The sequence below is a fragment of the Trinickia dabaoshanensis genome, assembly GCF_002879885.1.
Classification (GTDB): Bacteria; Pseudomonadota; Gammaproteobacteria; order Burkholderiales; family Burkholderiaceae; genus Trinickia; species Trinickia dabaoshanensis.
Genome location: NZ_PNYA01000006.1, coordinates 76280 through 90619, shown reverse-complemented (window position 1 = coordinate 90619; position 14340 = coordinate 76280). Strand labels below are relative to the sequence as shown.

Sequence of the window (14340 nt, the reverse complement as noted above, 5' to 3'; positions counted from 1 at the left end):
AGAAACGTTTTCACAGCGAGAACCCGACATGAACCGCTTCGACTGGCACAACCCTTATCCCACGCCGCGTTTGCCCGTATTCGCCCGCAACGTCGTCTCGACCTCGCACCCGCTGGCCGCCCAAGCGGGCTTGCGCGTGCTGTGGCAAGGCGGCAATGCCGTCGATGCGGCGATCGCGGCGGCGGCCACGTTGACGGTCGTCGAGCCGGTTTCCTGCGGGCTCGGCGGCGACGCGTTCGCGCTCGTGTGGGACGGCACGAAGCTGCACGGGCTGAACGCCTCGGGCGTGGCGCCCAGGGCCTGGAGCGTCGAATACTTCAAGCAACGGTACGGCGAAGCGGCGGGCCTGGCGCGGCAACCCAAACGCGGCTGGGATACGGCGACGGTGCCGGGTGTGGTGGCGGGCTGGGAAGCGCTGCACGAGAAGTTCGGCCTTTTGCCGTTCGGCGATCTGATGGTGAGCGCGATCGACGCCGCCGAGCGCGGTCACGCGGTGGCGAGCATCGTCGCCCGGAAATGGGCCGCGGCGGTGCCGGAGTTGCGCGATCAGCCCGGCTTTGCCGGCACGTTCATGCCGAATGGGCGCGCGCCGCTCGTCAGCGAACTCGTGCGTCTGCCCGATCACGCGCGGACGTTGCGCCTGTTGGCGGCGAAAGGGCCGCGGACCTTTTACGAAGGCGAACCGGCCGAGCGCATCGCCGCTTATGCGCGCGAAGGAGGCGGTGCCATGACGGCCGACGACCTGGCCGCGTACCGCCCGATGTGGGTGGAGCCGATCGGCAAGGACTATCGGGGCTACACGGTTCACGAAATCCCGCCCAACGGCCAAGGCATCGCGGCGCTGATCGCGCTCGGCATCCTCGAACGATTCGATCTGAGCGCGCTCCCGCGCGACTCCGTCGAATCGCAGCACCTGCAGATCGAGGCGATGAAGCTAGCGTTTGCCGATGTCTACCGGTATGTGGCCGACCCGAGTTCGATGGAAGTGACGCCCGAGCAGATGCTCGACGACGCCTACCTCGCGTCGCGCGCTGCATTGATCGACCCGAAACGCGCCACGCACTTCGCGTTCGGCATGCCGCCCGCGGGTGGCACCATCTATCTGAGCGCGGCCGACGAGCGCGGGATGATGGTGAGCTTCATTCAGTCGAATTACATGGGATTCGGCTCGGGCGTCGTCGTCCCGGGCACGGGCATCGCGTTGCAAAACCGTGGTTGCGGGTTCTCGATGGACCCGCGCTCGCCGAACGTCGTGGCGGGCGGCAAGCGCCCGTTTCACACGATCATTCCGGCGTTCGTGACCGAGCGCATCGACGGCCGCCAGATGCCCGTGATGAGCTTCGGCGTGATGGGCGGCGATATGCAACCGCAGGGGCACCTGCAATCGATCGTGCGCATGCTCGATTACGGCCAGCAGCCGCAAGCGGCTTGCGACGCACCGCGGTGGAAGGTCAATCGCGATTTCACGCTCGACATCGAATCGACCTTCGATCGAGGCGTGGCGCACGCTCTCGAAACGCGCGGTCATCGAATCGAGGCGATCGACGACCCTTATATGGATTTCGGCTCCGGCCAATACATTTGGAAACTCTCGCACGACGAAGCGGATCGAGGGTATGTCGCCGCCAGCGATACGCGGCGCGACGGATTGGCTGCAGGGTTCTGAGGGAGGCGGCCGTAATATCTCGTAATTCGAATCTATCTTCAAAACATACGGTAATGCGGTCGTTTCCCCCGGCCACGGCGTTTTCGGAACCGTCCTTGCTCATGACGGTCTGTGCAATGTGAAAGCAGTTTCGTAGGACTCCGGCTAAGATTCGGAGATATAAGTTCAACGACATTCAACGTACCGCGTTTCGTTATCCGCAACAGTTTTTTGCGCGTGGGTATGCCGCGCAATGCGGATAGCGGATGCGGTTTGTGGAGCGCAACGTCATGACTATCGACTCCGAGCACGTGATGCCTTGGCGCATCGAAGATATCGACCTGACACGCATCGACCGGCAACGCGCCGCCGCCAACGAGGACCTGCTGCTGTTGCTGTGCGCGGCCTCGTTCATCGAGAGCGGCACCGATCTTTATACGAGCAACCTGACGGCCTACTTCCAAGGCGATCCTGAAGTATCGGCTTGGCTGAACGGCGAATGGGAGCCGGAAGAGCTGCAGCACGGCCGGGCACTCAAAGCGTATATCGCCCACGTCTGGCCCGAATTCGATTGGGACACCGCGTTTCGCAATTTCTTCGACGAATACTCCAAGACGTGTTCGGTGGAGGAGTTCGAAAAGACGCGCGCACTCGAAATGGTGGCGCGTTGCGTCGTCGAAACCGGCACGGCCACGCTTTACAGGGCCATTAACGAATGTTCCGACGAACCCGTGCTCAAGGAGATCACCGATCATATTCGCAGCGACGAAGTGCGCCACTACAAGCACTTTTTCAGGTACTTCAAGAAGTACAACGTGATCGAAGGCAACGGACGGCTCGCCGTGCTCGGCGCGGTCATGCGCCGCGTGATGGAGATCAAGAGCGAGGATTCGGAGATCGCGCTGCGGCACGTGTTCGCGATTCGCTACCCCGAACGTGTGCACGATTCCGCCTACAACCGCGATCGCGTGGCGCGTATCAGTTCGCTCGTGCGACGTAATTTGTCAGCCGATATGTGCGTGAAGATGCTGCTCAAACCGCTCGATATTCCCGCGCGTATTCAGCCCGGCGTGCATTACCCGCTCGCCAAGGTCGCGCAGCATGTCTTCTTCCGTTGAGCCGCCGGCCCGCGCGCTCGAGCAGCGCACCTACGACGAGTGGCCGAGCGCGTTGAGGGCGCTCTTCGACGGAGCTGTCTTGGCTTCGAAGGCCGGCTTCACGGCGTCGCTGATTACGTGCGACGCCGGGGGGCATTTGCGTACCTCGCTGCTCGGTGCCGGTGAGTTGTACGCCCCCGATTCGCGCTCGATCGCGTTCGCGCTATGGCCGAGTTCGCGCGCCGCGCGCACGCTTACGGGCTTGGCCGGCGACGCGTTCGCCCATCGGCCGGAGCCCGGCAGCCCCGCTCGCCGGCGCGCGCGCGCGGCGCTCACGTTCGTGTACGAGGGCGCATTCCATCAAGTGCAATTGGCGGTCGAGCCGATATCGGGGGAAGCGGGAGCAACCGCCGGCGGCCTCGCGCTCTTCGTTGCGTCGATCGAGGTGGGCGAGGCGCAGCAAGTCGGCTATGCACGGTTGACGAGCGGTATCGCCTTCGCGCTCTCCGGTGACGAACCGGAGCGGCAAGCGGTGCTGGCACGGTGGGAAAGGCAAATCGACGCGCTGCGCGAAGCGGCGAATCGTCGATCGCCCAGCGGCGGCTGAGGGCCGCCTATCGAGCGGGAGTCCGGCAAGCCGCCGATCGACGGCTCGCCGTGAAAGCCGAGGGCTCGATGCCTCGAATCAGCCGCGATGAGCGCCGCGAGCCGGCGTGCCGGTGCGCGGCTTGCCGCCCAACAGCGCGCCCGGATCGTTTTGCTTGCGCCGGCGATCGGCTTGGCCGCTCGATGTCTCGCCGCGTTCTTGTCCAGCGCCTCGCGCGGGTTGTTGACCCTGAGTCTGCTGAGGGCGAGCCTGCGGCTTGCCTTGCGATTGCGCGCGGCCTTGAGCTTGCGGCTTGCCCCGGCCCTGAGCCTGGCTTTGACCTTGGGCTTGGGCCTGGCCTTGCGGCTTGCCTTGCTTCGGCGCTTTACCCTGGGCTTGCGTCGCTTTGGCGTCGTGGTTTTGATGCTTTGCCGCGCGGCCGGGCTGCGCGTTACCGGCCGCAGCTTGCCCGTCGCGGCGCGCCGTCGTCGGACGCGAGGCCGGTTGGCCGCTCGGCGCACGCGCGCCCGCCTTGGCCTGCTCGCCCGAGCGCGGCTGACGTCCCGCGTTGCCTTGGCCGCGGCGCTGCTGAATCGGCTCGGGCTTCGCATTCGGATCGGGCTCGAAGCCCGCGATCACTTCCTGATCGATCGTGCGCTTGATGAGCTTTTCGATGTCCTTGAGCAACTGCTTTTCGTCGACGCACACGAGCGACACCGCTTCGCCCGTCGCGCCCGCGCGGCCCGTGCGGCCGATCCGGTGCACGTAATCTTCGGGAACGTTGGGCAGATCGTAGTTGACGACATGGGGCAGTTGATCGATGTCGATGCCGCGCGCGGCGATATCGGTCGCGACGAGCACTTGCAGCGTGCCGTCCTTGAATTCGGCCAGCGCGCGCGTGCGGGCCGATTGGCTCTTGTTGCCGTGAATCGCCAACGCGCTGATGCCGTCCTTCGTCAGTTGTTCGGCCAGGCGGTTGGCGCCATGCTTCGTGCGCGTGAAGACGAGCACCTGGAACCATTCGTGTTCGCGGATCAAGTGCGTGAGCAACTCGCGCTTGCGGTCGCGATCGACCGGGTGAATCTTTTGCGCGACGAGCTCGGTCGTCGTATTGCGGCGTGCGACTTCGATGAGCGCCGGCGTATCGAGCAGGCCGTCGGCCAACGCCTTGATCTCGTCGGAGAACGTGGCCGAGAACAGCAGGTTCTGGCGCTTGGCCGGCAAGCGCGCGAGTACGCGCTTGATGTCGTGGATGAATCCCATGTCGAGCATGCGATCGGCTTCGTCCAGCACGAGGATCTCGAGCGCGGAGACGTCGATCGTCTTTTGCTGCATATGGTCGAGCAAGCGTCCCGGCGTCGCGACGACGATATCCACGCCGCGCTTGAGCGCATCGATTTGCGGATTGATGCCCACGCCGCCGAACAGCACCGTCGATTTGAGCTTCACGTACTTGCCGTAGGCACGCACGCTTTCTTCGACTTGCGCGGCGAGCTCGCGCGTCGGCGTGAGCACGAGCGCGCGGACCATGCGCTTGCCGGCATGGCCGGCGGGCGCCGGCGCGGCGTTCAGACGCTGCAAGATCGGCAGCGTGAAGCCGGCCGTCTTACCGGTGCCCGTTTGGGCGCCGGCGAGCAAGTCGCCGCCGCCGAGCACGGCGGGGATGGCTTGCTGCTGAATCGGGGTCGGCGAGGTATAGCCGAGTTCATGTACGGCTCGCACCAGCGGTTCGGACAAGCCCAGGGAATCGAATGACATAACGTTTCTTTGCAATGCGGTGAGGCGGCCGTCGCTCGTTTTCTTCGCAAGCTGGACGACGCACGTGCGGTCTAGAGCGCTCTTGGCGCTCGGGGGCCGCGTGGGTCCTGGCGCGGCAGGTCGACCGGCGCCGGAAATGAGAAGGGCGCGGCCGCGGTTTCCCGCGTGGCCGCGCCCCCGAGGGCCTGTTCAGAACAGGCCTAAGGGTTACGCAATTAGTCGAGCGGCGCGGAGCGTAGATCGCTCACTTGCTGCGGCGACACCGGCGTACCGTGGTTGCCCCACGACATCCGGATATACGTGACGACCGCCGCGACTTCCTCGTTCGACAGCGATTGCGCGAACGGAGGCATGCCGTACGGGTGCGGATTGCCACCCGTGCTCGGCGGGTAACCGCCGTTGAGCACCATGCGGATCGGATTCACGGCCGACGGCATTTGGATCGACTGGTTGTTCGCGAGCGGCGGGTAGGCCGGCGGCTTGCCCAGACCGTTGTCGGCGTGGCACTTGGCGCAGTTGTCGGCGTAGATCTTCTTACCCGTTTGCAACAGCTCGTCGCCGAACTTCTCGGACGTTTCGTACTGCATCGTCTCCGGCGCTTCGTGCTTTTGCGGGATGGTCTTCAGATACGTCGCCATCGCGCGAACGTCGTCGTCCGACATGTACTGCAAGCTGTTGTGGACGACCTCGGCCATCGGGCCGAACACCGCGCCGCGCTGCGACACGCCGTTCTTGAGCAGATCGGCGATGTCTTTCGTGTCCCAATCGCCGAGACCCGCTTCCTTGTTCGAGGTCAGCGACGGAGCGTACCAGTTCTGCAGCGGGATCAAGCCGCCGGCGAACGCGGACGAATTGACCGGGCCGCCCATCAGGTTGATCGACGTATGGCACATCGTGCAGTGGCCGAGGCCCTCGACGAGATACGCGCCGCGGTTCCATTCGACCGACTTCGTCGGGTCGTCCTTGTACGTGCCTTCGCGGAAGAACAGCGTACGCCAGCCGATCAGCAAGTTGCGGTTGTTGAACGGGAAGCGCAGCTCGTGCGGACGGCTCGGCACCGCCACCGGCGGCACCGAACGCAGGTACGCGTACATCGCGTCCGAATCGGCGCGCGTCACCTTCGTGTAGCTCGCGAACGGGAAGGCCGGATACAGCAAGCTGCCGTCCTTCGAGCGGCCCGTGTGCACCGCGCGGTAGAAGTCGTCCGAGGACCACTTGCCGATACCGTATTGGTCGTCGGGCGTGATGTTCGGCGTGTACAGCGTACCGAACGGCGTCGCCATCGGCAGGCCGCCGGCGAATTGTTGACCGCCGCGCACCGTATGGCAGGCGATACAGTCGCCGGCACGCGCGAGGTACTCGCCGCGCTTGATGAGGGCGGCTTGATCGGCCGGCGTCGCCGCCTCGGCCGAACCGTTGTGCAGATTGTCGCTGCCCGACCAGAGGACGGGCACGAGCGCGGCGGCGGCAACGACCAGCGCCGACAGAGCGAACAGGGACTTGCGTTTCATAACTGTGTCTCTCCTCGCGCTTACTGTGGTTCGCTACCGCAGGCAAGCGGAGTCTTCATCGAGCGGGCCGGAGCCGGGACCGGGTTGGCCGGGGCGGGTTGCGTCGAGAGCCAAGCCGCGACGGCGGTGACGTCGGCGTCCGTCAGGCGGGAGGCGATGTCGTGCATGCAATCGGGCGCGATCGCGTGACGCGTGCCCGAACGCCAAGCGCCGAGCTGGGCGCTGATGTAATCGCTATGCAGGCCGACGAGACCCGGGATCGCGGGCTCCATGCCCGTCAGCGCCTTGCCGTGGCAAGCCGCGCAAGCGGGAATGTTCTTGCTTTGATCGCCGTTCAGGACGATCTGCTTGCCGCGCGCGATCACGTCGTTCGACACGGTCGGCTTGGCCGGCGTGGGGTACGGCGGACGCTGCTCGGAAAAGTACGTCGCGATCTGGCGCAGGTAGTCGTCCGAGAGATACGTGACGAGGTAGTTCATCGGCGGATACTTGCGCCGGCCCGCACGGAAATTCTCGAGCTGGTTGTACAAGTACTGCGCCGGCTTGCCCGCGAGACGCGGGAAGTAGTCGTTATCGGTACCCTGGCCGTGCGAACCGTGGCAGGCCGTGCAACCTTGCACGCGCTGCTCCATCGTATCGGGGGCCTGGGGCTGAGTCTGCGCTTGCGCCGCGCTGTAGACACCGGCACCGCCAATCAAGAGAAGGGCGAGTAGCGGACGAAAAATGCGTCTGGAAGACACGCGTAACTCCATCGTTATCGGGGACCTACCGGGCTGCGATCGGCTCGGTATGGCTTTGGGGCTTGGTATTGGCTGTTCGATGCGCGATGTTGCAGCGGTCGCGGCAGGCGGACTGCCGGCTGGGCGCGCGGGCCGAGCCAGGCGCTGCGACGCAGCATTCTATCATCGATGGGGGGCTGAGGCTATTTACCGCAAGCGCCGCGAATCCGTCCTCGGACGACGGCGTGACAATTTGCCGCGCGTGATGCAGTCGCTGCGTCAGTCGCGGCGCGCGTTTCGCCGGCGGGACCCGATCGCGCATCGCTGTCTCCTTTTTGCATAAGCGGGTGTCGGAAAAGGAAAAAATCGTCCCGCTCGCATGAGAATTCATCGCGCTTGCGTGGCGATGCAGCGTAAGCGCGGGCGTCGGCGGGACGTGACCTTGTCGCGGCGCACGGGGCGTGCCGCGAATTTTCCGAGATGGTTTTGCGGCCGGGCGGTCTTCGCACGTACACTCTCGCCTGCGGCGCGCCGGCGCCTCGCCCGCCAAAGCCGGCTCGGCCGGGCGGTCACGCTTTTCAATGCCCTTTCGTTTTTTTTCCGATCCGATGACGCTTTCTATTGCGCTACGCAGCCGTACGTGCGGCATGCCGCTTTTTCGTTCCTCGCCGCAAGGAGGATTCGGACGATGAACATGACGGGGCTTTCGCTCGGACAGGTGGCGCTCGCGGCGCTGATGGATATTGCCTACGCCTTCGCCATCGGCTCCGCGCTGCTCGAGCGCTGGCTTGCGCTCGAGGGGCAGCCGGCCCGGGCCGCGCTCGAACGCGCCCGGGCTTCGCTCGTCGCGGCGTGCTTCGCACTCGTGCTCGCGGACGGGCTGTGGCTCGTCTACCAGTCGGCCGAGATGAGCGGACTGCCCTTATTGCCCGCGCTCGGCAAGATTCCGGTGGTGCTCGGGGCAACCCAGATCGGTCACGCGTGGTGCGTCGCATTCGGCGGCGCCTTGCTCGCCTTGGCCGCGGCGCTGACCGGACGCGGCGGCCGCCTCGGTGAAGCCGTGTTCGTGTTCGCTGCGCTCGTCGTTGCGCTGGGCAAGGCCTGCCTGGGGCACGCGGCGGACGATGGCCCGTGGTCGGCCGCGGTCGCGGTGCAGGCGCTGCACCTCGCGGCAACGGGCGTATGGGGTGGGATTGCGTTGGCGGGCGGACTGACGGTGCTGCCGGCGCTCGAGTCGTCCACGACGCGCGGCGTCCTGATTCGTGTCGCCGGACGTCTCTCTCACCTCGCCGGATGGGCGCTCGCCGTGGTGATCGCCACGGGCCTATTCAATGCGCAACGCGGGCTAGGCGGCGCGCTCGCGCCGCTTTCGGAAAGCGGATGGGGGCACGTGCTCACGCTCAAGGGGGCACTGGTGATGCTGGCGGTCTTGCTCGGCGCGCTGAATCGGACGTCCGCGTTGCCGCGTTTGCGCAAAACCGCCTCGACCGTCGATGCCCATACGTTCCGGAACGTTCTGCACCTGGAGGCGCTCGTGATGATCGGCGTCTTCATCGTCGCGGCCGTGCTGGCGCACATGGCGCCCGGTTATACGTCGTTGCATTGAGCGCGGCGCATTTTAGGAGGCGCGGCCGGCTTGCGAGTATCTGCCGCGGGCGCCGGCCGGTCGGCGCCGGTCCGAGATGTCTCAGCAGCGAGACGACGAGACGCGCGAGCATGCGCGCGAGCCGACGCGCCTTGCGCCGGTCGTCGTCGCGAAGCGGGCGGCGCGGCGCGTGTGCGACTGCGGACGGCGTCCTTGGCCTGCCCGGGCGCGAGCGCTCGGGAACGTCGGGCGTGGGGCGAGCAAACACACGCCGGATGGAGCGGGACGGTCATTCATAGCCGAGCCTGTGACTGAGAATGGGCGAAAAGAACAGCGCGATCGTCGAGCCGATCACCTTGCCTTCCAACTCGGCCGACGAGCCATTCATGACGTAGGGGTGCACGAGCACGTCGATAAGCTGAGGCGCGCAGTAAAGCCCCGCCGCGCCGATCGCGCATTTCTGCACGAGCGAGATCGGCCAGCCGCGGCTGCACGCGGCGACGGCGGCCAGCACGCGCAGCGCGGCAAACAGCACGAGTGCCCCCACCGCCGCCTGCTCGCGGATCAAGTAGTCCGGTATGAATTGCCCCATCTCCGTCTCCCTGCATCGTCGTTTTGCCCGTGCAAAAAGCAAGGAGCAGGCCAACGACCGGGGAGCGGTATGCGCCGCGGCGGCCGCAGGCTTATGGGACAAGGGTTCGGGCGGGGCGTGCGGGGGCGCGGTGAGCGGGCGTTCGCGGGGCGCGAGGCGCGTGTTCCGCCCGGAATGTTACGGATGTGAACACGACCGTTACGGCGCGCCGCACGCGGCGTTAGGTGGCGCTAGGCGGCCGATGGGCGCAGCGCGCGCCCATCGACGATTACCACTCGGCGACGCTTCCGTCGGCGTGGCGCCAGACCGGGTTGCGCCAGCGATGGCCGACCTTGGCCATTTCGCGCACCTTCGATTCATCGACGTCGATGCCGAGGCCGGGGCCTTGCGGGATGGCGACGAAGCCGTCTTCGTACTTGAAGACCTCGGGGTTGTGCAGGTAATCGAGCAGGTCGTTGCCCTGGTTATAGTGAATGCCCAGGCTCTGCTCTTGGATAAAGGCGTTGTAGCTGACGGCGTCGAGTTGCAGGCAGGCCGCGAGCGCGATCGGACCGAGCGGGCAGTGCAGCGCGAGACCGACATCGTAGGCCTCGGCCATCGACGCGATCTTGCGGCATTCGGTGATGCCGCCCGCGTGCGAAGCGTCGGGCTGGATGATGTCGACGTAGCCGCCGGCGAGAATCGATTTGAAGTCCCAGCGCGAGTAGAGCCGCTCGCCGAGCGCAATCGGCGTGTTCGTTTGGTTCACGATGTCGCGCAGCGCTTCGACGTTCTCCGACAGCACCGGCTCCTCGATGAACAAGAGCTTGTACGGATCGAGTTCCTTGGCGAGCACCTTGGCCATCGGCTTGTGAATGCGACCGTGGAAATCGACGCCGATGCCCACGTGCGGCCCCACCGCTTCGCGAACGGCGGCGACGTTGGCGATCACTTGTTCGACCTTGTCGTAGGTGTCGACGATCTGCACTTCCTCGGAGCCGTTCATTTTCAGCGCCTTGAAGCCGCGTTCCACGACGGCGCGCGCGTTATTGGCGACGTCGTGCGGGCGGTCGCCGCCGATCCACGAATAGACTTTGATGCGATCGCGCACGGCGCCGCCGAGCAGCGCGTGCACGGGTACGCCGTGGTGCTTGCCGAGGATGTCCCAAAGCGCTTGGTCGATACCGGCGATCGCGCTCATCATGATCGGGCCGCCGCGGTAGAATCCCGCGCGGTACATGACCTGCCAGTGGTCTTCGATGTGGCGCGCGTCTTTGCCGACGAGGTAGTCCGCCAACTCGTGCACGGCGGCCTCGACCGTATGCGCGCGCCCTTCCACGACCGGCTCGCCCCAACCGACGATGCCTTCGTCCGTCTCGATCTTGAGAAACAGCCACCGGGGCGGGACGACGAACGTCTCGAGCTTGGTAATCTTCATCGGAACAATCTCCTCCTTATCATCGAGAACAGACGCGCGGCGGCGACAGCCATGGCGCGTTCGAATATCCATGTCGACCATCCTACAACAAAACACCGTGAAGTACTATTAATAGTATTTATTCCGACAATATAAGAATTTCGACGTTGCCGGGCCCGAACGGCTTGCGCTTTGCCTTCGGCCCGCGATAATCGGCGGAGAGCCGATCAGGCGGATGTCCGGCGGCAGGCGCCGGCAGCGGTTTAAAACGACAGGGAGAACGATGATTCAACGGGATCTGCATGGGCGAGTCGCCTACATGCTGGCGACGGCCATCTTGCGCGGCGACTACGCGCCCGGCGCTCTACTGCCGCGCGAGGCGGAACTGATGGAATCGTTCGGCGTGAGCCGCACGGTCTTGCGCGAGGCGCTTCGTACGTTGACCTCGAAAGGGCTCGTGGAATCGCGGCCGAAGGTGGGTACCCGCGTGAGGCGCCGCAGCGCCTGGAATCTGCTCGATGCCGATTTGCTCGAATGGTACTCGCACGTTGCCCAGCCGCTCGCCTTCGCGTTGAAGCTGCAGGAGGTGCGCGAAATGGTCGAACCGTACGCGGCGGAATTGGCCGCGCGCGCCTACACGCCCGAAACGATCGACGCGCTCGAACGCGCGCACGCCTCGATGGCGGCGGCGCGCAACGAGGACGAGTGGGTCAGGGCCGATCTGCATTTTCATTTGGGCATTTTGGCCGCCTGCAGCAACGAGTTGCTGATGCCGCTCGGGCCGCTGATCGAACGCACGCTCGAAGCGCAACTGCGGCTGAACGCCAAGCGAGCCGAGGTCTTCAACGCCGCGCTCAATCAACATACGGCGGTGTTCGATGCGATCCGCACGCGCCGCCCCGAAGCCGCGCGCGCGGCCATGGCGGAATTGCTCGGCGTCACGCGCAAGCGCATCGAAGCGTAGGGCGGGCTAAGGCCGGCTGGGCGGCGTGCCGCATTCTTGCGCCGGGCGCAAAGCTGTTGCCCGGCGCCCCCGATTTATACCGCGCCGGCCTCCTCCTAAAGTGACGCTCATCTTCATGAGCCCATCGCATAGGAGGCGCCTTGTTCGCAGTTCGAATCGACCGTTACGGTCCCCCGGAAACCCTCTTCCTCGGCGAAGTGCCGCGCCCCGTGCCCGGCCCCTACGACGTTCTCGTGCGCGTGCGCGCGGTCGGTGTCAATCGCCTCGATCTGCTGCTGCGCGAGGGCGAAGTCTTTCGTATCCCTTTGCCGCGTATGGCCGGTACCGATCTCGCGGGCGAGATCGCCGCCGTGGGCGAGCACGTGCCGTCCGAGCGGATCGGCGAGCGCGTGTTCGCGGCGCCGATCCTCGCTTGCGGACAGTGCGCGCACTGTCTGCGCGGCGACGATAATCTTTGCGCGCAATTCGGCACGCTCGGGTCGACCATCGACGGTGGTTACGCCGAGTACGTGAGGTTGCCGGCGCGCAATGCGGTGCCGCTGCCGGCGGGAATGGATTGGGTCGAAGGGGCGAGCTTCGGCTTGACCTACGCGACGGCGGCGGCGATGCTCCGTCGCGGCCGGCTGCAAGCGGGCGAGTCGGTGCTCATCTTCGGCGCGAACGGCGGGCTCGGGCATGCCGCCGTCGAGCTTGCCCGCGAAGCGGGCGCACGGGTGATCGCCGTCAGCCGTCAGCGCGCGTTGGACGCGGCGTTGATCGAGCGCGGGGCGCATGCGGTCGTCGAGCCGGGGGCGGGCATGCTCGATGCCGTGCGCGAAGCCACCGGCGGGCGCGGTGCCGATCTCGCCTTCGAGCATGTGGGCGCGGCCACCTTCGAGCATGCGCTCGCGGCGCTCGCAATGGACGGGCGTCTCGTGCTGGGCGGCATCACGACGGGCAGCGAGGCGAAGCTCGACCTGAAGGCCGTTTTCACCAAGCGGCTCGAAGTGCTAGGCTGCCGCGGCAGCGGGCGGCGTGACCTCGATGCCGTGCTCGAACTCGCCGCGCGCGGCCGCGTCAATCCGCATGTGGCGCAGGTGCTGCCGCTTGCGCAAGCGGTGCAAGCGCACCGGCTGCTCGAGCGAGGCGTATACGGAAAGATCGTGCTGACTGTCTGATGTGCCCTGCAAGACGTAATCCAGAGACGCAATCCCGAGACGCAACCTCAAGCATCAAGGAGATCCCCATGTTCGTCGTCATGCTGCATTACCTGCAACCGCTCGCGGTGGTCGAAAAACACATCGCCGAGCATCGCGACTATCTCGACCGCCATTACGCGGCCGGACATTTCATCGCCTCGGGGCCGCAAGTGCCGCGCATCGGCGGCGTCATCCTCGCGGCCGGTATGGCGCGCGAAGCGCTCGACGAGATCCTCGCCGACGATCCGTTCTATCGCGAAGGCGTGGCCCAGTATCAGGTCGTCGAATTCGAAGCGACGAAGTCGGTGCCGGAGCTGGTGCCGCTCGGGCGGTGAGCATGGATTTGCTTTTCGCGATGCGCGTCTTCCAGCGGGTGGCATCGACGCGCAGTTTCACCGATACGGGCGAGCTCATGGGCGTCGCCACCTCGAGCGTCTCGCGCCACGTGGATGCGCTCGAGACCCACCTCGGCGTCAAACTGCTTACGCGCAGTACGCGCCGCCTCTCGCTCACCGAGACGGGCCGCGCGTATAAGGAGCAGGTGGACGCGTTGCTCGCCGATCTCGATGCGATGCACGAGAATATCGCGGCCCATGGCGCCGAGCCGCGCGGCAAACTGAAGGTCAGTGCGCCGCGGGTGTTCGGCAAGCGCTTGCTCGCGCCGCTCGTGCCCGCGTTTTTGAAGGCGTATCCGAAGATGACGCTCGAGATTTCGCTGACGGACGAGTACGTCGATCTCGTCGAAACCGATACGGATCTCGCGATCCGAATCGGCGCGCTCGGCGACTCGAGCCTCGTGAGCCGCGCCCTCGGGCGCTATCGCCGCGTGCTCTGTTGCCACCCGTCTTACCTCGAAGGGCGCGAGCCACCCGCTATGCCGCAGGATTTGGCGGCGCATAACTGCCTGCGCTACCGGCGCTCGGGCGAGCGGGTCGTCTGGTCGTTCGGGCAGCTCGAGCACGGCGAGCGCGGCGAAACGTTCGATTTCCTGCCGCAGGGAGACCTAGCCGCCAACGATATCGAGGTGTTGCTCTCGGCTGCCTTGGCCGGTGCGGGAATCGCGCAATTGCCCAATTGGCTCGTGCGCGATGCGCTCGCCGAAGGCCAGTTGGTCCAACTGCTGCCCTGCCATCCGATCGCAAGCAGCTTGCAGGCGGCGGGGATTCACTTCGTCTATGCGCTGAACCGGCGCAAGTCGCGCAAGGTTCACGCGTTCATGGAGTTCGTCGCCGATCGCACCGCACCGCTCTTGGTATGAGCGCGCGTACTACAATACGCGCGGTTTACGCCTTTTGGCCCTTCAAGTCCT

At 65.7% G+C, this 14340-nt stretch carries 13 protein-coding genes; 8 read left to right on the top strand and 5 right to left on the bottom strand.

Translation table 11 applies throughout. The features are described 5' to 3' along the window. Nucleotides 1-28: 28 nt before the first annotated feature. The 3 genes from C0Z18_RS08185 to C0Z18_RS08175 all read left to right on the top strand — a co-directional run bounded on the left by C0Z18_RS08185 (nucleotide 29) and on the right by C0Z18_RS08175 (nucleotide 3349). The gene (locus C0Z18_RS08185; RefSeq protein WP_102645057.1) at nucleotides 29-1666 is read left to right on the top strand and encodes a gamma-glutamyltransferase family protein; all 1638 of its coding nucleotides are present in this window, start codon (nucleotides 29-31) and stop codon (nucleotides 1664-1666) included. A 293-nt stretch (nucleotides 1667-1959) separates the two neighbouring features. Further along, nucleotides 1960-2763, top strand: coding sequence for a ferritin-like domain-containing protein (locus C0Z18_RS08180; RefSeq protein WP_199189417.1), 804 nt, complete (start codon nucleotides 1960-1962; stop codon nucleotides 2761-2763). Continuing rightward, nucleotides 2747-3349 carry a hypothetical protein gene (locus C0Z18_RS08175; protein ID WP_102644902.1) on the top strand — a complete coding sequence of 201 codons (603 nt, stop codon included), beginning with the start codon at nucleotides 2747-2749 and terminating at the stop codon, nucleotides 3347-3349. Before C0Z18_RS08180 ends, C0Z18_RS08175 begins: the two co-directional genes overlap by 17 nt. Before the next feature lie 78 nt (nucleotides 3350-3427). Here the strand turns inward: C0Z18_RS08175 and C0Z18_RS08170 are convergent, their stop codons facing one another. The 3 genes from C0Z18_RS08170 to C0Z18_RS08160 all read right to left on the bottom strand — a co-directional run bounded on the left by C0Z18_RS08170 (nucleotide 3428) and on the right by C0Z18_RS08160 (nucleotide 7349). Continuing rightward, the gene (locus C0Z18_RS08170; protein WP_102644901.1) at nucleotides 3428-5086 is read right to left on the bottom strand and encodes a DEAD/DEAH box helicase; all 1659 of its coding nucleotides are present in this window, start codon (nucleotides 5084-5086) and stop codon (nucleotides 3428-3430) included. A gap of 215 nt (nucleotides 5087-5301) precedes the next feature. Further along, nucleotides 5302-6597, bottom strand: a complete 1296-nt coding sequence (locus C0Z18_RS08165; protein WP_102644900.1) for a c-type cytochrome — start codon at nucleotides 6595-6597, stop codon at nucleotides 5302-5304. A gap of 20 nt (nucleotides 6598-6617) precedes the next feature. After that, entirely contained in the window at nucleotides 6618-7349 is a 732-nt protein-coding gene (locus C0Z18_RS08160; protein ID WP_102644899.1) for a c-type cytochrome, read from the bottom strand. Nucleotides 7350-8004: 655 nt separating this feature from the next. Here C0Z18_RS08160 and C0Z18_RS08155 point away from each other — a divergent pair. Further along, a complete protein-coding gene (locus C0Z18_RS08155) occupies nucleotides 8005-8922 on the top strand; it encodes a copper resistance D family protein (RefSeq protein ID WP_102645055.1) in 918 nt (305 codons plus the stop codon). A 268-nt stretch (nucleotides 8923-9190) separates the two neighbouring features. Here C0Z18_RS08155 and C0Z18_RS08150 read toward each other — a convergent pair whose 3' ends face one another. Continuing rightward, a complete protein-coding gene (locus tag C0Z18_RS08150) occupies nucleotides 9191-9493 on the bottom strand; it encodes a hypothetical protein (RefSeq protein WP_102644898.1) in 303 nt (100 codons plus the stop codon). Nucleotides 9494-9761: 268 nt separating this feature from the next. Further along, complete coding sequence (gene dgoD / locus C0Z18_RS08145; protein ID WP_269845300.1) at nucleotides 9762-10982, bottom strand: galactonate dehydratase; 1221 nt, start codon at nucleotides 10980-10982, stop codon at nucleotides 9762-9764. Nucleotides 10983-11172: 190 nt separating this feature from the next. Between dgoD and C0Z18_RS08140 the strand changes: the two genes are divergently transcribed. The 4 genes from C0Z18_RS08140 to C0Z18_RS08125 all read left to right on the top strand — a co-directional run bounded on the left by C0Z18_RS08140 (nucleotide 11173) and on the right by C0Z18_RS08125 (nucleotide 14289). Beyond that, a complete protein-coding gene (locus C0Z18_RS08140; protein ID WP_102644896.1) occupies nucleotides 11173-11853 on the top strand; it encodes a FadR/GntR family transcriptional regulator in 681 nt (226 codons plus the stop codon). A 140-nt stretch (nucleotides 11854-11993) separates the two neighbouring features. Further along, nucleotides 11994-13010, top strand: a complete 1017-nt coding sequence (locus C0Z18_RS08135; RefSeq protein ID WP_102644895.1) for an alcohol dehydrogenase catalytic domain-containing protein — start codon at nucleotides 11994-11996, stop codon at nucleotides 13008-13010. A 68-nt stretch (nucleotides 13011-13078) separates the two neighbouring features. After that, nucleotides 13079-13366, top strand: coding sequence for a YciI family protein (locus C0Z18_RS08130; RefSeq protein WP_102644894.1), 288 nt, complete (start codon nucleotides 13079-13081; stop codon nucleotides 13364-13366). Between the two features lie 2 nt (nucleotides 13367-13368). After that, complete coding sequence (locus C0Z18_RS08125) at nucleotides 13369-14289, top strand: LysR family transcriptional regulator (RefSeq protein WP_102644893.1); 921 nt, start codon at nucleotides 13369-13371, stop codon at nucleotides 14287-14289. The last annotated feature ends 51 nt before the right edge of the window (nucleotides 14290-14340 follow it).